Origin of the sequence: Streptomyces sp. NPDC058240 (genome assembly GCF_042882135.1) — a bacterium.
Classification (GTDB): domain Bacteria; phylum Actinomycetota; class Actinomycetes; order Streptomycetales; family Streptomycetaceae; genus Streptomyces.
The window spans coordinates 224515-249008 of record NZ_JBHVWT010000004.1 but is presented as its reverse complement, the minus strand read 5'-3'; the positions used below and the strand labels follow the sequence as shown (position 1 = coordinate 249008).

22 protein-coding genes and 2 pseudogenes are annotated in these 24494 nt (G+C 70.4%); 16 read left to right on the top strand and 8 right to left on the bottom strand.

The annotated features are described in order from the left end of the window. Positions 1-110: 110 nt before the first annotated feature. Complete coding sequence (locus ACFVX4_RS11240) at positions 111-1136, bottom strand: LacI family DNA-binding transcriptional regulator (protein WP_389974512.1); 1026 nt, start codon at positions 1134-1136, stop codon at positions 111-113. Between the two features lie 133 nt (positions 1137-1269). Between ACFVX4_RS11240 and ACFVX4_RS11235 the strand changes: the two genes are divergently transcribed. The 12 genes from ACFVX4_RS11235 to ACFVX4_RS11180 all read left to right on the top strand — a co-directional run bounded on the left by ACFVX4_RS11235 (position 1270) and on the right by ACFVX4_RS11180 (position 13348). Further along, on the top strand, positions 1270-2529 hold the full coding sequence (locus tag ACFVX4_RS11235) for an MFS transporter (RefSeq protein ID WP_266421639.1): 1260 nt from the start codon (positions 1270-1272) through the stop codon (positions 2527-2529). Positions 2530-2538: 9 nt separating this feature from the next. Then, on the top strand, positions 2539-3900 hold the full coding sequence (pafA, locus tag ACFVX4_RS11230; protein WP_266421641.1) for a Pup--protein ligase: 1362 nt from the start codon (positions 2539-2541) through the stop codon (positions 3898-3900). Between the two features lie 126 nt (positions 3901-4026). Beyond that, positions 4027-4974 (top strand): FKBP-type peptidyl-prolyl cis-trans isomerase, encoded by a 948-nt coding sequence (locus tag ACFVX4_RS11225; RefSeq protein ID WP_389974508.1) that lies wholly within the window; start codon positions 4027-4029, stop codon positions 4972-4974. 43 nt (positions 4975-5017) lie between these two features. Further along, positions 5018-5392, top strand: coding sequence for an FKBP-type peptidyl-prolyl cis-trans isomerase (locus tag ACFVX4_RS11220; protein WP_266421645.1), 375 nt, complete (start codon positions 5018-5020; stop codon positions 5390-5392). Positions 5393-5505: 113 nt separating this feature from the next. Further along, positions 5506-6459 carry a helix-turn-helix transcriptional regulator gene (locus ACFVX4_RS11215; RefSeq protein ID WP_389974505.1) on the top strand — a complete coding sequence of 318 codons (954 nt, stop codon included), beginning with the start codon at positions 5506-5508 and terminating at the stop codon, positions 6457-6459. A gap of 17 nt (positions 6460-6476) precedes the next feature. Continuing rightward, positions 6477-7433 (top strand): YafY family protein, encoded by a 957-nt coding sequence (locus ACFVX4_RS11210; RefSeq protein WP_266421649.1) that lies wholly within the window; start codon positions 6477-6479, stop codon positions 7431-7433. 19 nt (positions 7434-7452) lie between these two features. After that, the gene (locus ACFVX4_RS11205; RefSeq protein ID WP_389974502.1) at positions 7453-7725 is read left to right on the top strand and encodes a hypothetical protein; all 273 of its coding nucleotides are present in this window, start codon (positions 7453-7455) and stop codon (positions 7723-7725) included. A 46-nt stretch (positions 7726-7771) separates the two neighbouring features. Next, positions 7772-7969, top strand: a complete 198-nt coding sequence (locus ACFVX4_RS11200) for a hypothetical protein (protein WP_389974499.1) — start codon at positions 7772-7774, stop codon at positions 7967-7969. Between the two features lie 263 nt (positions 7970-8232). Next, positions 8233-8526 (top strand): Sec-independent protein translocase subunit TatA, encoded by a 294-nt coding sequence (tatA, locus tag ACFVX4_RS11195; protein WP_266421656.1) that lies wholly within the window; start codon positions 8233-8235, stop codon positions 8524-8526. A gap of 65 nt (positions 8527-8591) precedes the next feature. Further along, a complete protein-coding gene (gene tatC, locus ACFVX4_RS11190) occupies positions 8592-9542 on the top strand; it encodes a twin-arginine translocase subunit TatC (protein ID WP_389974496.1) in 951 nt (316 codons plus the stop codon). Between the two features lie 17 nt (positions 9543-9559). Next, positions 9560-10468 carry a diacylglycerol kinase gene (locus ACFVX4_RS11185; RefSeq protein WP_389974493.1) on the top strand — a complete coding sequence of 303 codons (909 nt, stop codon included), beginning with the start codon at positions 9560-9562 and terminating at the stop codon, positions 10466-10468. Positions 10469-10513: 45 nt separating this feature from the next. Then, positions 10514-13348: a DEAD/DEAH box helicase gene (locus tag ACFVX4_RS11180; protein ID WP_389974490.1), complete on the top strand. Its 2835-nt coding sequence runs from the start codon at positions 10514-10516 to the stop codon at positions 13346-13348. A gap of 201 nt (positions 13349-13549) precedes the next feature. Here ACFVX4_RS11180 and ACFVX4_RS11175 read toward each other — a convergent pair whose 3' ends face one another. Continuing rightward, on the bottom strand, positions 13550-14650 hold the full coding sequence (locus tag ACFVX4_RS11175) for an LLM class flavin-dependent oxidoreductase (protein WP_389974487.1): 1101 nt from the start codon (positions 14648-14650) through the stop codon (positions 13550-13552). A 206-nt stretch (positions 14651-14856) separates the two neighbouring features. Further along, positions 14857-15735: pseudogene (locus ACFVX4_RS11170) on the bottom strand (amidase family protein); the annotation flags it as partial. Here ACFVX4_RS11170 and ACFVX4_RS11165 point away from each other — a divergent pair. Next, on the top strand, positions 15667-16536 hold the full coding sequence (locus ACFVX4_RS11165) for a DUF917 domain-containing protein (RefSeq protein ID WP_389974856.1): 870 nt from the start codon (positions 15667-15669) through the stop codon (positions 16534-16536). The pseudogene ACFVX4_RS11170 and the gene ACFVX4_RS11165 sit on opposite strands and share 69 nt — an antisense overlap. Positions 16537-16649: 113 nt before the next feature. Here ACFVX4_RS11165 and ACFVX4_RS11160 read toward each other — a convergent pair whose 3' ends face one another. The 3 genes from ACFVX4_RS11160 to ACFVX4_RS11150 all read right to left on the bottom strand — a co-directional run bounded on the left by ACFVX4_RS11160 (position 16650) and on the right by ACFVX4_RS11150 (position 19903). Then, positions 16650-17093, bottom strand: a complete 444-nt coding sequence (locus ACFVX4_RS11160; protein ID WP_389974484.1) for an SPW repeat protein — start codon at positions 17091-17093, stop codon at positions 16650-16652. Positions 17094-17192: 99 nt separating this feature from the next. Next, positions 17193-18236: an ADP-ribosylglycohydrolase family protein gene (locus ACFVX4_RS11155; protein ID WP_389974481.1), complete on the bottom strand. Its 1044-nt coding sequence runs from the start codon at positions 18234-18236 to the stop codon at positions 17193-17195. 56 nt (positions 18237-18292) lie between these two features. Continuing rightward, positions 18293-19903, bottom strand: a complete 1611-nt coding sequence (locus ACFVX4_RS11150) for a molybdopterin-dependent oxidoreductase (protein ID WP_389974478.1) — start codon at positions 19901-19903, stop codon at positions 18293-18295. A 190-nt stretch (positions 19904-20093) separates the two neighbouring features. On the opposite strand from ACFVX4_RS11150, the gene ACFVX4_RS11145 reads away from it, so the two are divergent. The 3 genes and pseudogenes from ACFVX4_RS11145 (at position 20094) to ACFVX4_RS11135 (ending at position 22934) form a co-directional block, all read left to right on the top strand. Further along, on the top strand, positions 20094-20756 hold the full coding sequence (locus ACFVX4_RS11145; protein WP_389974853.1) for a PadR family transcriptional regulator: 663 nt from the start codon (positions 20094-20096) through the stop codon (positions 20754-20756). A 390-nt stretch (positions 20757-21146) separates the two neighbouring features. Next, positions 21147-22158 (top strand): annotated as a pseudogene (locus ACFVX4_RS11140) (ATP-binding cassette domain-containing protein). Next, positions 22155-22934, top strand: a complete 780-nt coding sequence (locus ACFVX4_RS11135) for an ABC transporter permease (RefSeq protein ID WP_389974475.1) — start codon at positions 22155-22157, stop codon at positions 22932-22934. The pseudogene ACFVX4_RS11140 and the gene ACFVX4_RS11135 overlap by 4 nt, the downstream one beginning before the upstream one ends. Positions 22935-22943: 9 nt before the next feature. Here ACFVX4_RS11135 and ACFVX4_RS11130 read toward each other — a convergent pair whose 3' ends face one another. Together ACFVX4_RS11130 and ACFVX4_RS11125 are read right to left on the bottom strand one after the other, a co-directional pair. After that, positions 22944-23414: an ABA4-like family protein gene (locus tag ACFVX4_RS11130; protein WP_389974473.1), complete on the bottom strand. Its 471-nt coding sequence runs from the start codon at positions 23412-23414 to the stop codon at positions 22944-22946. After that, complete coding sequence (locus tag ACFVX4_RS11125) at positions 23411-24427, bottom strand: hypothetical protein (RefSeq protein WP_389974471.1); 1017 nt, start codon at positions 24425-24427, stop codon at positions 23411-23413. The genes ACFVX4_RS11130 and ACFVX4_RS11125 overlap by 4 nt, the downstream gene beginning before the upstream one ends. Between the last annotated feature and the right edge of the window lie 67 nt (positions 24428-24494).

Below are 24494 nucleotides of genomic sequence, written 5' to 3'. Positions count from 1 at the left end.
GGACCCTCCAAAGCCCACCGTCCCGGGGGGGGATGGGGGGCATCCTTGCGGGGGGGGCGCCAAAGCGGAGCTGTCCCGGGGTCCCCGTTTCTGGGGGTGCGGGGCCACGGTCATGCGGGCGGGGGCGCCGAGGAGCCGCGGGCCACCAGGTGCACGGGGAGGCTGCCGGGCTCGGCCGGCCGGTCGTCCAGGACCGCCAGCAGGGCGGTCATGCCGCGCTCCCCGACCTGCTCGGCGGGCAGCTGCACGGTGGTGAGCTCCGGCTCGACGGCCGTGGCCAGGGCCAGATCGTCGAACCCGGTGACGGACAGGTCGTCGGGCACCCGGAGGCCGAGCCTGCGGGCGGCCTTGCAGGCACCCGCGGCGAGGATGTCGTCGTCACAGACGAGGGCGGTGGGCCGGGGGCCCGGGGCGGCGAGCGTGCGCTCCGCCGCGATGCGGCCCGCATGGACGTCGAGCGCCGCCGCGACGGTCCGTACGGAGGTGCCGGGCACCGCCCGCAGCGCGTCGTGGAGTGCCCGGCCGCGCACCGCGAAGGTCCAGGAGTCGACCGCCGACGCCAGGTGGACGAAGCGGCGGTGGCCGAGGGCGAGCAGATGGTCCGCCACCTGCCGCATTCCGTCGGCGATGTCCAGATTGACGCGGGCCGCGACACCGCTGTCCGCCGGGTCGCTGTCGAGCATGACCAGTGGCAGGCCCGCGCCGCGCAGCTCGTCGAGCGCGCCGGCGGCCATGGAGGAGGCGATCACGCCGTCCAGGGAGGCGCTCGCCGAGGCGAAGGGGTCCCGGGCCGGACCGGTGCCGTCGGGGGACGGGTAGAGGACGACGCCGAAGCCGTGCTCGGCGGCGACCCCGGCGGCGCCGGTGTAGACGCGCGCGAAGAACTCGTTGGTGAGCGCGGGAACGACCAGCAGCGCGGTCCTGGTGCGGCCCAGCCGCAGGTTACGGGCGGCGAGATTGGGCCGGTAGCCGAGTTCGTGGGCGGTACGGCGTACGCGTTCGGCGGTGGCCTCGGAGACCCTGCCGCGCCATTTGCCGCCGAGCACGAGGGAGACGGTGGCCTGCGAGACGCCTGCGGCCCGCGCGACATCGCGGCTGGTGGGCCGGGTCGGGGCGGGCTGTGGTGCGCTGGTCACTCGGGCCTCCGGGCCGGTCGGGGCAGGCGCCGTGAGGTGGACCTGCGGACTGGGCACATGGTACGTATGAACCTCGACGTTATACGTAAAACCTCGGGGTCGTCGGACCGCTCGGGGGAGAGGGGCGACCGACATGGCCGCGGGATATCTGGACATCCTCCGGGCGCGGCATGCCGCGCGGCTGCTGGCGGGGACCCTGGTGGGACGACTGCCGAACGGCACCGCCCCGGTTGCGATCGTGCTGTTCACCCGCGCCGAGGGCGGCACCTACACCCTGGCCGGCGCACTCGCGGCCGTGTACGGGCTGGCCACCGCGGTCGGGCAGCCGCTGCTGGGCCGCGCCGTGGACCTGTACGGCCAGCCGCGCGTCCAGCTCCCCGCCGCCGTGGTGTCGGCGCTGGGCATGTCCCTGCTGGCCCTGGTGGGCCTGGGATCGCTGCCGCTGGCCTACGGGGCGGTGGCGGTGGCCGGAGTCTTCACGCCGCCGCTGGAGGGCGGCCTGCGGGCCCTGTGGCCGAGCGTCCTGGGCCGTGAGGACCGGGTGCACCGGGCGTACGCCATGGACGCCGTCGCCCAGGAGGTCATGTTCACCGTGGGCCCGCTGCTGGTGACGGTGCTGGTCTCCCTCTGGTCACCCGCCGCAGCCCTGCTCGTCATCAACGCGATAGGGGTCCTGGGGGCGCTCTCCGTCGTTCTCTCCGAGCCCTCCCGGACCTGGCGCTCCGCACCCCGCGAGGCGCACTGGCTGGGGGCGCTGCGCTCACGGGGGCTGCTGGCGCTGCTGGGGTCGTTCTTCTTCGTCGGACTCGCGCTGGGCTCGATCACGGTGGCCGGCGTGGCCTACGCCGACGACCACGGCCGGGAGTCGGTGTACGGCTGGCTGATGGCCGCGCTGGGGCTGGGCGCGCTGATCGGCGGTGCCGTCTACGGGGCGCGGCAGTGGGCCGGGGCGCCGGAGCGCCGGCTGCGGGTCATCGTCGCGCTGCTGGCACTGGGCTATCTGCCGCTGATGCTGACCCCCGGAGTGGTCGCCATGACCGCACTGGCGGCAGTGGCCGGGGTCTTTCTGGCGCCCGCGATCGCGTGCTCCTTCATCGTGGTCGACCGGCATGCTCCGCGAGGCACCGTGACCGAGGCGTTCTCCTGGCTGGTGACGACGTTCGGGGTCGGCGCGGCGGCGGGAACGGCCGTGGCGGGCCCGGCCGTGGAGCTGGGCGGCACGTCGTGGAGTTTCGCCGTCGCGGGGGCCGGTGGGGTGGCGGCGCTGCTCGTCCTGCTGGCGACGGGAAGGGCACTGGCAGTTCCCGGGCGTACGGCCGTCGCCGTACAGGGATCGGAAAATGATCGAAACGGTGCTGTCGAACCCGGTTTCAGCTCAGGCCATCAGGCGTAATGTTCAGTCATGGACCGCCGCATTTTCGGGCTGGAGAACGAGTACGGCGTCACGTGCACGTTCAGGGGACAGCGCCGACTGTCCCCTGATGAAGTGGCGCGCTACCTCTTCCGCCGTGTTGTGTCATGGGGCCGCAGCAGCAATGTCTTTCTGCGGAACGGCGCCCGCCTCTACCTCGACGTGGGATCGCATCCGGAATATGCAACCCCCGAATGCGACAACCTGACCGAACTGGTCACCCACGACAAGGCCGGCGAGCGCATTCTCGAAGGCCTGCTCGTCGACGCCGAACGCCGCCTGCACGAGGAGGGAATCGCGGGCGACGTCTATCTCTTCAAGAACAACACCGACTCGGCGGGAAACTCCTACGGATGCCATGAGAACTACCTCGTGGCCCGGCACGGAGAATTCTCCCGGCTCGCGGACATCCTCATTCCCTTCCTCGTCACGAGGCAATTGATCTGCGGTGCGGGCAAGGTGCTGCAGACCCCCCGGGGCGCGGTCTACTGCGTCAGCCAGCGTGCCGAGCACATCTGGGAGGGCGTCAGTTCCGCGACCACGCGCTCCCGCCCGATCATCAATACCCGTGACGAACCGCACGCGGACGCGGAGCGGTACCGCCGCCTCCACGTCATCGTCGGCGACTCCAACATGTCCGAGACGACCATGCTGCTCAAGGTCGGCGCGACCGATCTGGTGCTCCGCATGATCGAAGCGGGCACGGTGATGAGGGATCTGACGTTGGAGAACCCGATCCGGGCGATCCGGGAGGTCAGTCACGACACCACGGGACAGCGCAAGGTGCGCCTGGCCAGTGGCCGTGAGGCGTCCGCCATCGAGGTGCAGCGCGAGTACTACGAGAAGGCCGTCGACTTCGTCGACCGCCGTGGCATCCGCACCGGAACCGTCGCACAGGTCCTGGAGCTCTGGGGCCGTACGCTCGACGCGATCGAGGCCGAGGACCTCGACCGGATCGAGACCGAGATCGACTGGGTGATGAAGTACAAGCTCATCGAGCGGTACCGGGCCAAGCACAACATGACCATGTCGCATCCGCGGGTCGCCCAGATAGACCTCGCGTACCACGACATCCACCGGCGTCGCGGCCTGTACTACCTGCTGGAGCGCAAGGGACAGGCCGCCCGCATCTGCAACGACCTGAAGATCTTCGAGGGCAAGTCCGTGCCCCCGCAGACGACCAGGGCGCGGCTGCGCGGCGACTTCATCCGCAGGGCGCAGGAGCAGCGGCGGGACTTCACCGTCGACTGGGTCCACCTCAAGCTCAACGACCAGGCGCAGCGCACCGTGTTGTGCAAGGACCCGTTCCGTTCGGTGGACGACCGTGTGGAGAAACTGATCGCGGGTATGTGAGCCGGCACAGGACGATCCCGGCCGAAGACGCGACGCGGGCCCCGTACGTTCCTCGTACGGGGCCCTGCGTACGCCCTAGAGTGTCGGGGACTCAACCAACTGTGCCGTCTGAGATCTGAGGAACAAGTGCGCCGACTTGCCGGCCTTCTCGTCGTCCCCCTGTTGCTGCTGACAGCGGCTTGCGGCGGCGAAAAGGGCTCCGATTCCGTTTCCGCTTCCGCCACGTCGAAGGACGGGTTCCCCGCGATCACCGCGGGCGCGAAATTCGGTGAGAAGCCGACCCTGGCCAAGGGCACCGGGAACCCGCCCAAGGAGCTGAAGACCCGAGTCGTCAGCCAGGGAGACGGCGCCACGCTCAAGAACGGCGACGCGATCCAGGTCAACTACCTCGGCCAGTCCTGGGACTCCGACAAGCCCTTCGACAACAACTTCGACCGCAAGCAGCCGCTCGATCTGACCCTCGGCGCCGGCATGGTCATCCAGGGCTGGGACAAGGGCCTCGTCGGCCAGAAGGTCGGCAGCAGGGTCCAACTGGTCATTCCGCCGGACCTCGGTTACGGCGCCCAGGGCCAGGGCGACATCAAGCCCAACGCCACGCTCGTCTTCGTCGTCGACGTCCTGAAGGCGACGCAGATCCCGGCCTCCGCCAAGGGCACCGAGGTCGCCCAGGACAACATCGACCTGCCGAAGGTCGGCACCAACACGGACGGCAAGGCCCCCAAGGTCACCGTCCCGACCAAGAGCGACCCGCCGACGAAGCTCGTCTCCAATTACGTCCTGGAGTCCAAGGGCGAGGTCGTGAAGGACACCGACAGCGTCGTCGTGAACTACGTCGGACTGCTGTGGAAGGGCGGCAAGACGTTCGACAGCACCTACAGCGCGGGCAAGACGCAGACCTTCCCGCTCGCCCAGGTGACCCTGAAGGGGCTGAAGAACGGTCTGGTCGGCAAGAAGATCGGCAGCCGGGTGCTGCTCGTCATCCCGCCGGACCAGGGCTTCGGTGACAAGGCGCAGCAGACCATCCCCGCCAAGTCCACGCTGGTCTTCGCCGTGGACCTCCTGGCAAAGATGTAAGACTGTCCCGGTTGCCCAGTTCATCATCAAGAGGAGCAAGTCAGTGAGCATCGAGAAGCCCGAGATCGACTTCCCGGGTGGCGAGCCGCCGGCCGAGCTGGAGATCAAGGACATCTGGGAAGGCGACGGCGCGGTCGCCAAGGCGGGCGCCACCGTCTCCGTCCACTACGTGGGCGTGGCCTTCTCCAGCGGCGAGGAGTTCGACGCCTCCTGGAACCGTGGCACCCCGCTGCAGTTCCAGCTCGGTGCCGGCCAGGTCATCGCCGGCTGGGACCAGGGTGTGCAGGGCATGAAGGTCGGCGGCCGTCGCCAGCTGACCATTCCCGCGCACCTCGCGTACGGCGACCGCGGCGCCGGTGGCGGCCGCATCGCGCCCGGCGAGACGCTGATCTTCGTCTGCGACCTGGTCGCCGTCTGATCCGCACCCGTGCGATACGAGGGCCCGTGCCGCGAGGCGCGGGCCCTCGCTTTTGTCCCGACACCGCGTAGCGGTACGGTCGACGGTCGTAGAGCGAAACAGAAAGGGCGTCGATGGCGATTGCCAAGGCCGAGCGGCTGATGAACCTGGCGCTGTGTCTGCTGGGGACCCGCCGTCCGCTCAGCAAGCGCGAGCTGCGCGGTTCCATCGAGGCCTATCTGGAAGCGGGCTCCGACGACGCCTTCAACCGGATGTTCGAGCGCGACAAGGACGACCTGCGCGAGCTCGGCCTGATCATCGAGACCGTGGAGAACCTGGACGGCGACACGGGATATCTCGCCCGCCGCGACAGCAACCGGCTGCCCCCTATCACGCTGGACGCCGAGGAGGCCGCCGCGCTCGGGCTGGCCGCCAAGGTCTGGCAGCAGGCGCGGCTGGCAGGCGCGGCCAGCGGCGCGCTGCAGAAGCTGCGGGCCGCCGGCATGCCGGAGGCCGAGGACGCGTACGAGGTGCACAGCGCCCTCGAACCGCGCATCCCCGTCCATGAGGCGGCGTTCGAGCCGCTGATGCTGGCCTGCCGCGACCGCCGCCCGGTGACCTTCGACTACCGCAAGGGCAACGCCGCCAAGCCCGAACAGCGCCAGGTCGAGCCGTGGACCCTGGAGTGCTGGCGCGGACACTGGTATCTGGCCGGCTGGGACCGGGACCGCGGCGCGGAGCGGGTGTTCCGGCTCTCCCGGATCACCGGCCGGGTCCGCTCCCGGGCCGGGACGTTCACCACCGAGGTGCCCGACGTCGTGACCGTGCGCGAGACCGTCGAGAGCTGGGCGGGGGAGACGGCCACCAGGACCGCGCTGATCAGGCTGCGCACCGGGGCCGGCTACCCGCTGCGCTCGCGCGCCGTGTCGGTCCGGGAACTCGGGAACGGGTGGGACGAGTTGGAGATTCCGTACGGACACGGCCTGGACGCCTGGCTCGTCGAATTCGGTCCGGACGTCGTCGTACAGGAACCCGCCGACCTGCGGGCCGATGTGGTGGACCGGCTGCGCGCCGTGGCCAAGGACTGAGGGGGAGGACCGTATTCATGGCGACGAACGCGATCGACCAGACCCGCCGGATGCTCTCCCTGGTGACGTATCTGCGTGAGCGCCCCGGCGCCCATGTCCAGGACGTCGCGCGCGCCTTCGGGATCACCGAGGACGAACTGATCTCGGACCTCGATGTGCTGCCCATGTGCGGTACGAGCTTCCGCGGCGGGGACCTGCTGGACATCGACACCGACGGCGACCGCATCTGGTGGCACAACCCGGACGACGTCGCCGAGCCCCTGCGGCTCGCGGCCGACGAGGCGACGGCCCTCCTGGTCGCCGCCCGTGCCGTGGCCACGCTGCCGGGACTGCGCGAGAGCGACCGGCAGGCGCTGCTGCGGGCCACCGCGAAGCTGGAGACCGCGGCCGGTGAGGTGGGGGCGGCGAGCTCGCGGCTCTCGGTCACCTTCGAGTCCGAGGGCGGTGTCTTCGCCGATGTCGACCGGGCGATCTCCGAGCGGCGCAGGCTCTGGCTGCGCTACTACTCGCCCGCGCGTGACGAGCTCACCGAGCGCGAGGTGGACCCGATCCGGCTGTTCGCCGTGGGGCACACCTACATGGAGGCCTGGTGCAGGTCGTCCGAGGACCGGCGTACGTTCCGGCTCGACCGGGTCGCCGAGATCCGGCTGCTGGACGAGCCCGCCGCGCCGCCCGAGCTGGAGCTGCGGGATCTGTCCGAGGGGCTCGTCCAGCCGGCCGCCGAGGACCCGGAAGTCGTCGTCGAGGTGGGCCCCGGCGGACGCTGGGTCGCCGAGTACTACCCGCACGACAGCGCGCAGGAGCTGCCCGACGGCGGGCTGCGGATCGCCCTGCGCACCCCCGACCCGGCCTCGCTGCGCAGGCTCGCGCTGCGACTGGGCGGCGAAGGCCGAATCGTCTCCCCGCCGGAGCTGGCGCAGAGCGCACAGCAGGCGGCCCGTGCGGCGCTCGCCGCGTACGACGAACCGGTCTGAGCGGAAACCTGAGGGAGATATGAGCAATATGTCTGTGGTGTCAGGTGTTCCGACCGTGGTGGTGCCCGAGTCCGTGCGGTTCAAGGCCGCTTGCCCGGACTGCCGCGAGCGGTTCGAGCTGGCCGCGGCCGCCATTCGCCTCGTGGTGGGGGCGAGCCGCCGTTCGACGTTCTACTCCTTCACCTGCCCGCAGTGCCGTGCGGCCGTCCGCAAGCCCGCGGGGGAGCGGATAGTCGAGCTCCTCAGCCGGGGCGGGGTGCGGACGCTGCGCCTCCACACCACCAGCCTCTAGAAAACGCCCACGCAGTCGGACACCTAGACACATCGAGGCTCTGCGCATGTTCTGGCCCATGCTCGCCATCGCCCTGGGATTTCTCGGGATCGCCGTTCTCGGCGTGCTGGCCGTCAAGGTCTTCATCGAGGCCCAGCGGCTCGGGCATCAGGTGACGCGGACCACCCAGCGCATCAACCGGGCCGCGGAGGACCTCGAAAGGGCGGCGACGAACCTTGCCGCGACCGGCGAGGCACTGCGCTAGACGTTGACGCCCCATCTGTCCGTACACGGCTGTGAGCAGGGCAGATGGATCAGGGCAGGCGCGGCCTCCTGTTTCGCGGGTTCGGAGGGTACGCTGCTGAAGGCGGCCCTGAGAGCGAGGCATGGGCCGTAATCGCAAGGATGCATGGGTATTGCCCTGCGTTTACTCCTGCGGGATACGATCGCTGACGGTAAGAAGATCGGACGTCTGTCCGAGGTTCCATCCGCCCCACCCCTGCTGCCTCGGTGAGAAGGTACACGCATATGTTCGGAAGGCTCGGCGCTCCCGAGATCATCCTGATCCTCGTCGTCATTGTTCTGCTGTTCGGCGCGAAGAAGCTTCCTGACATGGCTCGCTCGCTCGGCAAGTCGGCCCGCATCCTCAAGAGCGAGGCCAAGGCCATGAAGTCCGAGGGCAGCCCGTCGGCGACCCCGGCCGAGCCGGCCGCCAACGACGCCGCCCAGGACCAGGCCGCCCCGCGCACCATCAAGGCCGCCCCCGGCGACGTGAGCAGTTCGCGTCCGGTCGCGGAGCCGACCGACTCGACCAAGCGCTGACAAGAAACGGGCCGACGCAGGCGCCGCGATCGGTGACGGCCTGCTGCACGAGATGAGGACGTGGGTTGCTCAAGTCTGCCCGCAAGCAGGAGACGGACCCAGAGGGTCGCATGCCCCTGGTGGAGCACCTGCGTGAGCTGCGTAACCGGTTGGCCAAGGGTCTGCTCGGGATCGTCGTCGTCACGATCGTGGCTGCGTTCTACTACAAGGGGATCATCGAGTTCTTCACCGACCCGGTGCTGAAGTCGGTCGGTTGCACGTCGAGCTTCGCCGAGCTCGCCAAGCAGGAGGACGCTACCTGCGCGCGTATCGTCCTGAACGGTCTGCTCACGCCGTTCACACTCGCCCTCAAGGTCTCCTTGATGGCCGGTGTCGTCCTTTCCTCGCCGGTCTGGCTCTATCAGTTGTGGGCCTTCGTCGCCCCGGGCCTGCACAAGCACGAGAAGAAGTACTCGCTCGCCTTCGTCGGCGCGGGATTCCCGCTCTTCCTCGCCGGTGGCTTCTTCGCGTACAAGACGCTGCCCACGATGGCGCGGGTGCTTCTGGAGTTCTCGCCGGCCGACCTGGACAACCAGCTGCCGCTGGACGAGCTGCTCGATCTGATCACACGCATGGTGGTCGTCTTCGGGCTCTCGTTCGAACTGCCGCTGCTGCTCGTCATGCTGAACTTCGGCGGGGTCATCACCGGCAAGCGGATGCTCGGCTGGTGGCGGGGCATGATCATGGGCATCACGGTCTTCGCGGCGGTGGCCACGCCCAGCACCGACCCGGTCAGCATGCTGGGGCTCGCCGGACCGATCTGGGTGCTCTACTTCGTGGCCACGGCGATCTCGCTCCTCAACGACCGCCGCAGGGCACAGATCGTGGCAGCCGGGCCCGCCGACGACGAGGCCTCGGAGCTGGACCTCACTCCCGAGGACGTCGGTGAGATCGAATCGGTCTCGTCCAGCCGGTCGTTGCCCACCCGGGAGAGCTCGGACCATGACCGGGTCAACGGTTACGACGACATCACCTGACCTTGTAGGGTCCCGGGGTGACCAGCGAGATCACCCTCTTCGTCAATCCCACCGCAGGAAGCGGCCGGGGCGCGCACGCCGCGCAGCCGGCCGCTTCCGCGTTGCGGGACGCAGGATTCTCCGTGCGTACGGTTCTCGGTGAGGATGCCGACGACGCCCTGCGGCGGGCCCGTGCGGCCGTCGCGGCCGGGACCGGTGCCCTGATAGCCGTCGGCGGGGACGGCATGATGTCCCTCGCCCTGCAGGCGGTCGCGGGAACGATGACCCCGCTCGGGGTCGTGGCCGTCGGCACCGGCAACGACTTCGCCCGCGCGCTCGGGCTGCCGATACGGGACCCCGCCGCCGCCGGACGGCTGGCCGCCGAGGCGCTCAAGGGCGGTGCCGTCCGCGAGATCGACCTGGGCCGGGTCGGTGAGCGGTGGTTCGGGTCGGTGCTGGCCTCCGGCTTCGACTCCCGGGTCAATGACCGCGGGAACCGGATGCGGTGGGTCGGCGGAAGGTTCAAGTACGATCTCGCGATCCTCGCCGAACTCGCCGCGTTCAAGCCCATTCCGTACCGCATCAGGCTGGACGGCGGACCGGTCCGGGAGATCGAGGCGACGCTCATCGCCGTCGGCAACGGATCGACGTACGGCGGCGGCATGCGGATCTGCGCCGACGCCGTCATGGACGACGGGCTCTTCGACGTGACCGTCGTCGGGGACTGCAGCCGCACCACTCTGTTGAAGGTCTTCCCCCGCGTCTACAAGGGAACGCACCTCGGACACCCCAAGGTCACCGTGCACCGGGTCTCCTCGATCGAGCTGGCCGCAGCCGGTGTCACTGCGTACGCGGACGGTGAACAACTCGGGTCGCTGCCACTGACCGCGGACTGCGTGCCGGGCGCGGTGAGAGTGCTCGCACCCCCTGCTCCCACCGGGATTTAAAGATCGCGCCTGCTGTCAGAGGTGGCGGGTAGGCTCGTAAGCAAGATGACAGAGGACCTCTCACCAGCTGAGCGATACCAGGCTTCTCGGATCCGCGCCGCCGAGCAGGCCACCGCACTCGCGCCCTTCCGCGAGCTGTACGAATTCGATCTGGACCCCTACCAGATCGAGGCCTGCGAGGCCCTGGAGGCCGGCAAGGGGGTGCTCGTCGCGGCCCCGACCGGCTCGGGCAAGACGATCGTCGGCGAATTCGCCGTGCACCTCGCCCTCGAACAGGGCCGCAAGTGCTTCTACACCACCCCCATCAAGGCCCTGTCCAACCAGAAGTTCGCCGATCTGGTCAAGCGCTACGGACCGGAGAAGGTCGGCCTGCTGACCGGCGACAACAGCGTCAACGCCGATGCCCCGGTGGTCGTCATGACCACAGAGGTGCTGCGGAACATGCTGTACGCGGGCTCGCAGACGCTGCGGGGCCTCGGCCACGTGGTGATGGACGAGGTGCATTACCTCTCCGACCGCTTCCGGGGTGCCGTCTGGGAGGAAGTGATCATTCACCTCCCGGACTCCGTGACCCTCGTGTCGCTGTCGGCGACCGTGTCGAACGCCGAGGAGTTCGGCGACTGGCTGGACACCGTCCGCGGTGACACCCAGGTGATCGTCTCCGAGCACCGCCCCGTGCCGCTCTGGCAGCATGTGCTGGCAGGCCGCCGGATGTACGACCTCTTCGAGGAGGAGACCGACCACGGCGGCCGCGGTGCCGGACGCCGCGAGGTCAACCCCGACCTCGTCCGGCTCGCCCGGATGGAGAACCAGCGCGGGTACAACCCGCGTGAGCGCCGCCGCGGCAAGATGGTCCGCGAGGCGGATCGTGAGCGCGAGCGGCGTCAGCGCAGCCGGATCTGGACCCCGGCCAGGCCCGAGGTCATCGACCGGCTGGATGCCGAAGGGCTGCTCCCCGCCATCACGTTCATCTTCAGCCGGGCCGGCTGCGAGGCCGCCGTGCAGCAGTGCCTGCACGCCGGACTGCGGCTCAACGACGAGGACAAGCGACGCCTGGTCCGCGAGATCGTCGAGGAGCGGACCGCGTCCATTCCCGGCGAGGACCTCCATGTCCTGGGCTATTACGAATGGCTCGAAGGGCTGGAGCGGGGCATCGCCGCGCACCACGCGGGCATGCTCCCGACGTTCAAGGAAGTCGTCGAGGAGCTGTTCGTACGCGGGCTCGTCAAGGCCGTCTTCGCCACGGAGACCCTCGCCCTCGGCATCAACATGCCCGCGCGCTCGGTGGTGTTGGAGAAGCTCGTCAAGTGGAACGGCGAGCAGCACGCCGACATCACTCCCGGCGAGTACACCCAGCTGACCGGGCGGGCCGGGCGGCGCGGCATCGATGTCGAGGGCCACGCGGTGGTGCTGTGGCAGCGCGGCATGGATCCGGGGGCACTGGCCGGACTCGCGGGCACGCGTACGTACCCGCTGCGGTCCAGCTTCCGGCCCTCCTACAACATGGCCGTCAACCTGGTGCAGCAGTTCGGGCGGCACCGTTCGCGCGAGCTGCTGGAGACCTCCTTCGCGCAGTTCCAGGCGGACCGGTCGGTGGTCGGTATCTCCCGGCAGGTCCAGAAGAACGAAGAGGGGCTGGAGGGCTACCGGGAGGGCATGACCTGCCACCTCGGTGACTTCGAGGAGTACGCGCGGCTGCGCCGCGACCTCAAGGACCGGGAGACCGAGCTCGCCAAGCAGGGCGCGACGCAGCGGCGGGCCGAGGCCGCGGCGTCCCTGGAGAAGCTCAAGCCCGGCGATGTCATCCATGTGCCCACCGGCAAGTTCGCCGGGCTGGCACTGGTCCTCGACCCCGGACTGCCCGCCGGGCGGACCAACGGGCACGGCCACCGCGGGCTCGAATACCACGACGGGCCGCGGCCGTTGGTGCTCACGGCCGAGCGGCAGGTCAAGCGGCTCGCCTCGATCGACTTCCCGGTTCCGGTGGAGGCGCTGGAGCGGATGCGGGTGCCGAAGTCGTTCAACCCGCGCTCCCCGCAGTCGCGCCGCGACCTGGCCTCCGCGCTGCGGACCAAGGCCGGGCACATAGTGCCCGAGCGGCACCGCAAGGGGCGGTCCGCCGCGGCCGACGACCGGGAGATCGCCCGCTACCGGGCGGAGTTGCGCGCGCACCCCTGCCACGGGTGCGCCGAGCGCGAGGACCATGCGCGTTGGGCCGAGCGGTATCACCGGTTGCAGCGCGACACGAGGCAGTTGGAGCGGCGGATCGAGGGGCGGACGAACACGATCGCCCGCACCTTCGACCGGATCGTCGCGCTGCTCACCGAGCTCGACTATCTGCGGGGCAATGAGGTCACCGAGCACGGGCGCCGCCTGGCGCGGCTCTACGGCGAGCTCGATCTGCTGGCGAGCGAATGCCTGCGGGCGGGTGTGTGGGAGGGGCTGAACCCTGCCGAACTCGCGGCGTGCGTCTCGGCGTTGGTGTACGAGGCGCGGCAGGCCGATGACGCGGTGGCGCCGAAGCTGCCATCGGGGCCCGCGAAGACCGCGATGGGTGAAATGGTGCGGATCTGGGGCCGGCTCGACGCCCTGGAAGAGGACTTCAAGATCAACCAGGCGGAGGGTGTCGGGCAGCGCGAACCCGATCTGGGCTTTGCCTGGGCGGTCTACATGTGGGCGTCGGGGCGGACGCTGGATGAGGTGCTGGGCGAGGCGGAGATGCCGGCCGGGGACTTCGTGCGGTGGTGCAAGCAGGTGATCGACGTGCTGGGGCAGATTGCGGCTGCGGCGCCGCGGGACGGGAGTTCTGTGGCGCGGAATGCGCACAAGGCGGTGGATGCGGTGTTGCGGGGGGTTGTGGCGTACAGCTCTGTGGGGTGAGGGTTCCGCGGTGGTGCGGGGTGCGGGGTGCGGTGGGGTGTTGCGGTGCGGGGTGCGCCTGCGGCGGGCCTGTTCCCCTGCCCGCCCCTTCCCGTATCCGGGGGCTCCGCCCCCGGACCCCCGCTCCTCAATCGCCGGAGGGGCTGAACGTGCGCGCCGGACGGGCTGGTTGTAGTCGGCCCGTCCGGCGGCCTTCCGGTGTTACGCGGCCGGGTGGGCTGCTTCTCGTTTGGCTACTTCCTCGCGGACTATCGGGATGACATGCCGGCCGAAGTCGATGGCGTCGTCCAGCAGGTCGTAGCCGCGGGCCGAGAGGATTTCTACGCCGAGGTCGTAGTAGTCCAGCAACGCCTGTGCCACTGTCTCCGGCGTTCCGACCAGGGCCGTCGAATTGCCGGCGCCCCCTGTCTCCGCCGCGGTCGGTGTCCACAGGGCGCGGTCGTGGCGCTCGCTCTCGGCTGCCACCGCGAGGAGTCGTCGGGAGCCGGCGTTCTCCGGGTTGGTCAGCGGGTGACGGCGGCTCAGTGGCGCGCCGGCCTTGCGGGCCTTGATCCGGGCCAGGGTGCGGTGGGCCTTCTCCCAGGCCAGGTCCTCGGTGGGCGCGATGATCGGGCGGAAGGCGACCTGGATCCTCGGTACGTCCGTGCGGCCCGCCGCCTTCGCGGCCTCCTTCACCGAGGCGATCTGCTCCGCGGTCTGTGCCAGCGGCTCGCCCCACAGGCAGTAGATGTCGGCCTCGGCGCCCCCTGCCGCGTACGCCGCAGGCGAGGAACCCCCGAACGAGACCTGTGGATGCGGTTGTTGCACGGGGAAGGTGTCGCTGACGAAGTCGTTGAAGCGGTAGTGCGTGCCCTCGTGATCGAAGGGCTCGTGCGACGTCCAGGCCTTCTTGATGATCTGGATGGCCTCACGGGTGCGTGCGTACCGCTCGTCCTTGGTCAGGAAGTCGCCCTCGCGCTGCTGCTCGTGGTCATTGCCTCCGGTGATGAAGTGCACGGCGAGGCGGCCGTCGCTGATCCGGTCCAGGGTCGCGAAGGTCTTGGCCGCGAACGTCGGGTACGAGACGTTGGGGCGGTGCGCCACCAGGATCTGGAGCTTTTCGGTGCGGGCCGCGACGTAGGCGGCGGCCGGAGACGGATCGGGGGAGCCGGAGCCGTAGGCGAACAGGACCCGGTCCCAGCCGTGGTCCTCGTGCGCGCGGGCCAGCTTGAGCGTGTACTCCTTGTCGAAGGACGCCCCGGAGCGGGGTGTCGCTTCGGAACCTTCGTTCGTTGCTGCGATGCCGAGAAACTCGACGGGCATGGCGAAGCCTCATCTCGTGCTGCGGAAAACCGGTGGTGTGAAGTGCTGACGCGGGAACGGTCAGCGGCAACACGAGGCGGACCACACTCGACCGAAGTCGATGTGGTCACGGGTGACCAGCCGCAGCTGAGGGCGCATCTGTCCAGTGGAACAGGTGTGCTGGTGACCAGTCAACCGTTTCCGGGACCAATGGCCGGGACCCGGCCCAGCAGGGCCGCGATCCGGGCCAGGCGTTCGTCGGTGTCCGCCGGGCCGATCAGCATCACGCCGAACGGCCGGCCGTCCACCTCACCGGCGGGGGCCGCCACCGCGCACAGGCCGAACAGGTTGGTGGAGCTGGTGAACCGGCCGAGACGGGTATTGGCGCCCACCGGGTCCGCGGCCACCTCGGCGAACGTGGGATGCCCCGGCGCGGTGGGCAGCAGGAGGGCGTCCGCGTCGCCCAGTGCGGCCGTCGCGTCGGCACGGAGGCCGGCCAGCCGGGCCTGATCGGCGAAGAGCCGGTGCGCCGGGATGTCGCGGGCCGCGGTGATGATCCGGGCCACCGTGGGATCGAGGTCGGTCGCGGTGGGCGCGCCGTCGATGAACGCACCGACCGCCGTGTAGCGCTCGGCGACGAACGCACCGCCGTACAGCAGCGCACCGGCCTCGGTGAACGGTGTCGGATCGATCGGCCGGAGCAGCGCGCCCGCCGCACGGAGCCCGGCGGCCGTCGACTCGTACGCCGCCGCCCAGCCCGGGTCGAGCTCGCCGAGCTGCCCGGTGGACGGGACTGCGATCCGCCAGGGGCCCGGAACACGGGAGCGGTCGGGCCGCGGGGCCCGGATGGCCATCAGGGCCATCGCCTGTTCGGCCTCGGGGAGCGTACGGGCGAAGACGGTCACGCAGTCCAGGCTCGCGCAGGCGGGGACCACCCCGTCCGTCGGGACGAGACCGCGGGTCGGCTTCAGCCCGAAGACGCCGTTGAACGCGGCGGGAACACGGCCGGAGCCCGCCGTGTCCGTACCCAGCGCGAGATCCACGATGCCCAGGGCCACCGCGACCGCCGAACCGGAGCTGGAGCCGCCGCCGACCCGAAGCACATCGGCCGGGCCGCCACCCACATCGCGCCGATCGAGGTCGGCGGCGTCAACTCCATGCTGCCCATCGCCTGCGCCGCCGAGGCGGGGCTGCCGCTGGTCGACGGCGACGCCATGGGCCGCGCCTCTCCCGAGGCGCAGATGGTGCTGCCCGGTCTGATCGGGGTGGCCAACACCCCGATGGCGCTCGCCGACGACAAGGGCAACAGCATCATCGTCGACGCCGTCTCCAACCACGCCGCCGAGCGCATCGCGCGGGCGGTCTGCGTGGAGCTCGGCTGCCAGATCTCCAGCGCCGACACCGTGATGCGGGGCGACCAGCTCGCCGACGGGCTCGTCCCCGCCACGCTGACGCTCGCCGAGCGTCTCGGCTCCGCCGTGCGCGAGGCGCACGCCGCGCACAACGACCCGGTGGGCGCGGCCCGCACCATGCTGTCCGGCACGCATCTGCTGACCGGCAAGGTGATCGACGTGAGCCGCCGCACCCAGGGGCGGCTTCACCCGGGGCAGCGCCCGGATCGAGGCATCGGCGACGACGCGGGACGGGTGCTGGAACTCGGCTTCCAGAACGAGCATCTGCTGGCCACCCGCGACGGCGAGACGGTCGCCACCACGCCCGACCTCATCTGCGTGCTGGACACCGACACCGGCGCCCCGGTGACCACGGAGGGCCTGCGCTACGGCCTGCGCGTCAGCGTCCTCGCGGCCCCCTGCGACCCGCGCTGGACCACCCCGGGCGGCCTGGCGCTCGCCGGGCCGCGGTACTTCGGGTACGACGTGGACTATCTGCCGTTCCGGCAGAGCTGACCCACGGGCCGGACCACACCGGCGCCCGGCCGGTCCGCTCCCCGCGGGCCGGCCGGGCAGTCCCTTTCGCCGAGTGATCCCGGCCGAGCGATCCCTTTCGGGCGATCCCTTCCTCAGGCCGCGCGCTTGCCGCTCTTCATGGACACGGCGGCGCAGGCCAGTCCCAGCAGCACGGTCAGACCGCCGATGATGACGTTGTTGAGGACGATGCCGAGGCCGGGGCTGCTGCCGACGATCCACGTCGAGATGATCGTCCAGGCTCCCATGGCGCAGATGGCCCAGCTCAGGCCGTACATGCGCTCCGGCATGACGGTGAACCCGAGGCCCAGCGCGGCGATCGCGATACCCATGATCAGGTTGTGCGTCGCGAGGGTGGGCTGACTTGCCGTGAAGTGCAGCACCCACGGCGAGATGGCGCAGTAGAGACCGACGAGGAACACCGGTGCGTCCACCAGGGCCACATCGCGGCCACCGAGCATGCGGGCATAGCGATCACGCATTTCGGAAACATCGGGGTGACTGGCCATGTCACGGCCGGTGTGCGAGAGGTTTGACATGGGGTTCGTCTCCTTCGCTCCTGCAGGCCAACCCGCCACTTCTGTGCGATAAGTAGCCTGCTATGCCATTCTGCGCTTATGCCGCCCTTATGTGTAGATTCAGGACTCGCGAAAATCCGAGGGAAGCGCACGAGGCTCCGCAGGCACTGCGTGAGACTCCGCAGGGACCACATGAGGCTCCGCGGGAACCGCACACGGGGAGGCACCGTCCAGCCGCCACGCCAGGGACACCAGACCGGGCGTCCGCAGCACCCGGTCCCCGTACCCCGGCAGCGGCACGTGCAACGGCTCCGTCCAGCGCGCCGGGATCGCGCCGAAGCCGTACACCGCGCCCGCCAGACCGCCGGTCACGGCGGCGACCGTGTCGGTGTCCCCGCCCACGTCGATCGCCGCCGCCAGGGCGTTCTCGTACGTATCCGTGGTGCGCAGCGCCCACAGCGCGGTGCCCAGGCACGGCCAGACCGCACCGTTGAACTCCGTCGCCGCCTCCGGGTGCCAGTCCGGCGCGAGGACGGTGGCCCAGCGCTCCCGGTGGTCCTCGTGCACGCCGTCCAGCGCGCCCGGGACGGCGGAGAGCGGATCGTGGCCGTCCAGTGCCACCCGGATCAGCTCGTGGAGCACGGCGGTGCCTTCCCAGGCGGCCCGGTCGCCATGGGTCAGCGCGGCGATCCGGCGGGCGGCGTCCATGGTCGCCGCCCGGCCCTCCGCGGCGAAGTACACGGCGGACGTGGCCGCCCGCATCAGCGAACCGTTGCCCGCCGCACGCCCGTCGACCTGGAAGTGCAGCGCCGCCGCGAGGTCCCACGCCTCCCCGCTCGTCAGGACGTTCTCGGTCTGCAGCCCGATGTCCTTCGGATCGCCGGCCGCCCACCGGCAGAACCGGCCGAACATGTCGGGAAGGTCGAGGCCGCCCCGCTCCAGCAGGGATTCCGCGACCAGGACGGCCATCTGCGTGTCGTCCGTGGCCTCACCCGGATCCCAGCCGCCGCCCCCGCACATCGTGCCGACGCCGTCCGGGAAGCGGGCCGTGTACACCCCGGCGGGGCCGAACTCGAACGGCGCGCCCAGCGCGTCACCCGCCGCCGAACCGACGACGGCGCCCGCCACCCGGTCCTGCCGTTCCACCTGCTCCGGAGGATTCATCCGGTCAGCGTACGGACGACGCTCGCCTCCCGTACGCCGTGGGGGTGTGCCCCGGCTCAGGAGACGTCGACCACCACCGAGTGCCAGCCGGTCGCGCCGTCGGGCACGGTGCCGGTCCGTTGCCCGGTCTGGGTGGCGCCGGTGCCGTCCGTCGCCCGGACTTCGAGGGTGTGGCGGCCCGGCGTGGCCGGCCACTTCCAGACCCACTGGCGCCAGGTGTCCCTGCTGTCCTGGGCCGCCAGCCGGGCCGGGTGCCACGGACCGCCGTCCACCCGGACCTCCACCCGGGAGATGCCGCGGTGCTGCGCCCAGGCGACCCCGGCCACCGGCACGGTGCCGGGCTTCGGGGACGCGAGGGCGCGGGGGGTGTCGATCCGGGACTCGGTCTTGACCGGTGCCTGCTGGGCCCAGCTCCGCCTGACCCAGTAGGCGTCGTACGCGTCGAACGTCGTCAGCTCGATGTCCTCGATCCATTTGCAGGCCGACACGTATCCGTACAGACCGGGGACGACCATCCGGACCGGGAAGCCGTGCGCGAAGGGCAGCGGCTCGCCGTTCATGCCGAAGGCCAGCATCGCGTCGCGCCCGTCCATGACCGTCTCGACCGGTGTGCCGATCGTCATGCCGTCGACGGATCGCGCCACGAGCTGGTCGGCGGGCCCGCCTGCCGACGGCGGCCGCACCCCGGCCTCGTGCAGCAGATCGGCCAGCCGTACCCCGATCCACCTGGCATTGCCCACGTACGGGCCGCCGACCTCGTTGGAGACGCAGGCCAGCGTGATGTCCCGCTCGATGGTCTCCCGGCGCAGCAGGTCGTGTAGGCCGACCGTGACGGGCCGGGCGACACCCGCGCCGTGGATTCTCAGCCGCCACCCGGCCGCGTCGAGACGGGGCACGACCAGGGCCGTGTCCACCCGGTAGAAGTCCTTGGCCGGTGTGATGAAGGGGCTCAGCCCCCGGATCCGCAGATCGGCGCCGGCCGGGACCGCCGGGGCGGCGGAATCGGGTACGGGCAGGACCAGGTCATGACGTGAGGCGGTGGCCCCGGCCTGGACGGAGGAGGTGAGCCGCCGCCCCAGGAGTCCCGCGCCGGCCGAGACCGCCGTCGCCACGGTCGCCGTGATGACGAAGCCGCGGCGGTCGTAGGCGCCGTACGCCCCGTCCGTCGCGCGCGGCGGACGGGGAGCCGTCGTGAGCCGGCCGGCCAGGAGGAAGAGCACCCCGGCGCCCACCGCGGCACCCACCACCGACGGCAGCGCGTCGGGCGCGCTGCCCTCCGGCCGCCCCACCGCGGCCACTGCCCCGACCGCGCCGAAGACCAGGACGGCCGCCGATCCGGTCCGGCGGTGGTGCAGCGCCAGCACTCCGACCGCCATGGCGAAGACCGCCAGCAGCACCACGATGCCCAGCTGCAGCACCAGCTTGTCGCCGGTACCGAAATGCCGTACGGCGAACTCCTTCAGGGCCGGGGGAGAGCGGTCGATGACCGCCCCGCCCACGGCCGTGACCGGCCCCGCCTCGGGCCGCACGAGAGCCGAGACCAGCTGGGCGACGGCCAGGGCGCAGAACCCGGCGATCAGTCCGCCGAGCGCGGCGAGGGCGGTGCGGGCTCCGCGCGCCCCCTCGGCCCGTGAGGTTCCGTGGCGTTGCGCATCGGCTTCTTTCACGCGGGCTGCCTCCCTGGCGGCGCCTCGGCTCTCCGGCGGCGCCCCGGAGGCGATAGCGGTACAAAACGGTCAGTGGGTGAGATCCTTCCACTCGGTCGGGAATTCGCGATACAGCGTGGTTGATGCGTCTGGGTGAACGCGATATGTTCGCTCGCGAGTATTCGACGGCGAAGTAGGGGCGGTGGAGACGGTGACCAAGCGGCGCAAGCTCGGCAATCCGCTGGCGCTGACGGTCATGGTGCTGCTCGCCGAGCGCTCCATGCACCCGTACGAGATCGCCCAGACGCTTCGGCGACGCGGCAAGGAACACAGCGTCAAGATCAATTTCGGCTCGCTCTACACCGTCGTCCAGAACCTGGAGAAGCACGGGTACGTGGAGGTGGCCGGCGTCCAGCGACAGGGCAACCGCCCCGAGCGCACGCTCTACGGCATCACCGAGGCCGGGCGTGCGGAGATGCTGGACTGGCTCTCCGATCTGCTCGCCGTCCCCGCCGCCGAATACCCGGTCTTCGAGACGGCGCTGTCGCTGCTGCCGGTGCTGCCGCCGCAGGGCGTGGCGGAGCTGATGGAGACCCGGGGGGCGGCGCTGGCGATCCAGGCGGCGGCCCTGCGGGGTGTCCTCGGCCAGCTGGGGGAGAAACTGCCCCGCGTCTTCGTCATCGAGACCGAATACCAACTGCACATGATCGACGCACAGTTGGAGTGGATCAAGAACTTCCGCACCGAACTCACCGACGGGACGATCAGCGGGATCGAGGAGTGGAAGTCCTTCCACGAGACCGGTGAAGTCCCGCAGGACTGGCAGGACCTGGACGAGCAGGAGATCGTCCTGGACCCGGGGCGGAACGTCTAGGGCGTGTTTGAGGAGTCCCGTCTGTCTCGCGGGGTCTGACACGCACGCTCTCCGCGTTGCCGAAATGCCCTGGTAGCTCCGCTGCGAGGGCACCCCGGCGCCTTGCGATCGCACGCGCCAGACCCCGCGAGACCCGCCCTCCGGGCGGACGACGCTACTTCTCAAACGCGCCCTAGACGCAGGAACCAGACAGGGAAAGACCCCGGCGGGAGCTGTTGGAGCAGCGACCGCCGGGGTCTCGAACCCCGAACCGGTCACGCCGTGGAGGCGAGCCGGGCGATCGAGGTGCGGCACACCAAGGATAGTCCGGCGCTCTTCACGCGGATCGGCTCGGCATGCCCGAGTGCTCGGTGTACCCGAGCACCCCGCCGACCACAGGAGAGCTCTGTCATGAGCACCCGTGCGCCCGCAGTAGCGGCGCGAAATCTGATCAAGACCTATCCCGGCGACTCACCGCGCTGGGCGGCATGGACCTCACCATCGAGGCCGGTACGGTCTTCGGACTGCTCGGCCCCAATGGCGCCGGCAAGTCCACCACCGTCAAGATCCTGACCACCCTGGCCCGCCCCGACTCCGGCACCGCGACCGTCGCCGGACACGACGTGCTGCGCCACCCCGACCGGGTCCGCCGCGCCATCGGCGTCGTCGCCCAGAAGTCCGGCGCCGACCCGGTCGCCACCGGCCGGGAGAACCTCCTGCTCCAGGGCAGGCTGTACGGGATGCGGGGCGCGGCCGTCCGGCGTCGCGCCGATGAGCTGCTGGACCGCTTCGACCTCGCCGACGCGGGGAACCGCCAGGTCAAGGGGTACTCCGGGGAATGCAGCGGCGCCTCGACGTGGCGCTCGGCCTGGTCCACCGTCCCGAGGTGCTCTTTCTCGACGAACCCACCACCGGACTCGACCCCGAGGCCCGTACGGCGATGTGGGACGAGATCGCCCGGCTGGCCGGCGACGAGGGGCTGACCATCGTCCTGACCACGCACTACCTGGAGGAGGCCGACCGGCTCGCCGAGCGGATCGCGATCGTCGACCGCGGCCGGATCGTCGTCGAGGGCACCCCCGACGAACTCAAGGGTGAACTCCGGGGCGACGCCGTCCACATGGAGCTGCGCACCGAGGGAGACACCGGGGTGACCACCGCCGCGCTGACCGGACTGCCCGGTGTGCACGAGGTACTGGTCGACGGCCGCCGGGTGAGCGTACGTGCCGAGGACGGCGCCGCGGCCGTCCCCGTCCTGCTCACCGCCCTGGAGCGGGCCGGCGCGGCGGTCGCCGCCGCGACCGTGGCCCGCCCCTCCCTCGACGACGTCTATCTTCGCTACGCCGGACGCCGCTTCGCCGAGGCCGAAGCCGCGGACGCCGGGAACACCCCTGCCCTGACCCCCGCCGGAGGCACCCGATGAGCAGCCGAACACCCGCCCAGACCTGGTACATGACCCAGCGTCAGCTCATGGCGATCATCCGGCAGCCGGTCTTTCTGGTGATCTCCCTGATCCAGCCGGTGATCTGGCTGTTCCTGTTCGGCAACCTCTTCAAGAAGGTCGTCGAGCTCGGCGGCTTCGGCACCACGTCGTATCTCGACTACCTGATCCCGGGCATCGTGGTGATGAGCGCGCTCGGATCGAGCATGTGGGCCGGGATGGGCACCCTGGAGGAGATCGAGCGGGGCACGCTCAACCGTTTCCTGACGACACCGGTCAGCCGCAACGCGCTGATGAACGCCAATGTCGTGCAGAACGGCATCAGCATGGCCGCGCAGTCCGTCATCATCGTGCTGCTCGGCCGGGCCGCCGGGGCCACCTACCCGGGCGGCGCGGGCGGACTGCTGATCCTGGTCGTCGCCTCGGTGCTGCTCGGTACGGTCTTCGGCGCGCTCTCCAACGCCCTGGGCATGCTGGTCCGCCGGCGGGAGTCGATCATCGGCATCAACACCTTTCTGCTGCTGCCGCTGACCTTCCTCTCCTCCTCCTTCATGGCCCCGAGCCGGATGCTGTCCTGGATGCGGCACATCGCCGACTACAACCCGGTCAACTGGGCGATGGTGGCGGGCCGTTCGGCGCTGAGTGCCGACCCGGACCGGGGTGTGGTGCTCAGCCGCGGGGGAGCCCTTCTGGTCCTCGCGGTGGTGGCGGTCGGGCTGTCGACCCGTACGTTCCGCTCGTACCAGAAGTCCGTCTGACGGGCGCACCTACGACAGCGTCGTACCGCCGACCCGGTCCGGGACCGAATCCCCGGGCCGGGTCCTCGACTTCAGTACCGCCCTCAGCGCGAGGAAGACCAGCAGCCCGAACGGCGAGAGCAGGATCGTCAGCACCAGCAACGGCCCCATCACCAGCGGGGAGATGCCCAGCCGACGCCCTTCCAGGAACATCCACTGGCCCAGCAGCAGATCCCAGGCGATCACCTGCGCCCAGATCGCCCCCGCCCCGTTCGCCAGCGCCATCAGATCGCGGAAGGTGTCGATGTCGGGGCTGCGCACCGCGTCCCAGAGCTCGGGGAAGACGGGCACGGCCATGATCAGGTAGAGCGCCAGCACCGGCAGAACGGTGAGCGGCGAGGCGGCGATGCGCGCCGTGGGGCGCCAGCCGGGCGCCAGGATCATCAGCAGCCAGAACGGGGCTGCCAGGAAGAACGAGATCTCGAAGAGTGCACCGGTCATGATGCGAGCTCCTTCCGGGCGGAAGCGGAAGCGGAAGAGGTGCCAGGGTCTGCGTCGGGGCAGGAGTCGGAATCCGGGCCGGTCCGCCGTCGTACGGGAGCCGGCCTCAGCGCCCCGAAGGCGGCGGTGGCGCTCGCGACCGTGATCAGCGCGGCGGCACCGAGCGTCGCCCCGTCCGGGTGGATCAGCGGCTGGCCGCGCAGCGCCTGCCAGGTGACCAGCGCGACGACCGCCGCGTATGCCGCCGAGACCACCAGCACCAGCCGCAGCCGGACCCGCGGGTCGCGCAGCCGCGGGAAGCGTGGGGCCAGGGAGACCAGTGCGAGCAGGAAGAGCGGCAGCAGCTGGAGCGCGTGCATCCCGATGAAGTGCGGGATGCGCAGATCGCCGCCGGTCGTGGACCAGCCGGTCAGCGGCATCGACGGGCCGCCGTCCGGTACGCCGACGGAGTGCGCGCCGATCACATCGGCGGTGTCCAGGTTCCCGGCCGCCCGCTGCTCGGGGGTGGGCCGGGTCATCAGGAAACCGAATCCGGCGCCCACCAGGGCGAGCAGCACGCCGGAGCGGATCGCCCAGGCGGAGGCGCGGTCGGCGATACGGGCGCGCAGCAGCAGGATCGCGATGATCAGCGTGCTGGTCCACAGGATGACGACGGTGACGGCCATCGCGCTGAACAGCGTCTCGTCGAACGGGGTGGCGTGGTTGAAGTGGCTCCGTTTCCCGCGGACCACCTGCCCGGTGATGATCGCCATCTCGACCAGGCTGGACAGCGCGACCACGGTCCCGGCCCACCAGCCGATCCGTCGGCCACGGGTGACCAGCGTCAGCATCCAGGCGAGGGCGAGTGCGTACACGGCGAACGAGGCCGCGAATTTGAACGGTTTGAACCATATCGCCGCGCCCACCAGGACCCGGTCGTCGACTATGAGGCCGATGGCCGAGACGACCGTCATGACGGCCATCGCCGCGGTGAAGAGGACTAATGGCCGATGCCAGGAACGCCAGGAAGACATGAGAACCCCTCAGGGATTATAGATAGCAGTACTTTCCGCTATCCGATAGCGGAACTATCTATGATGG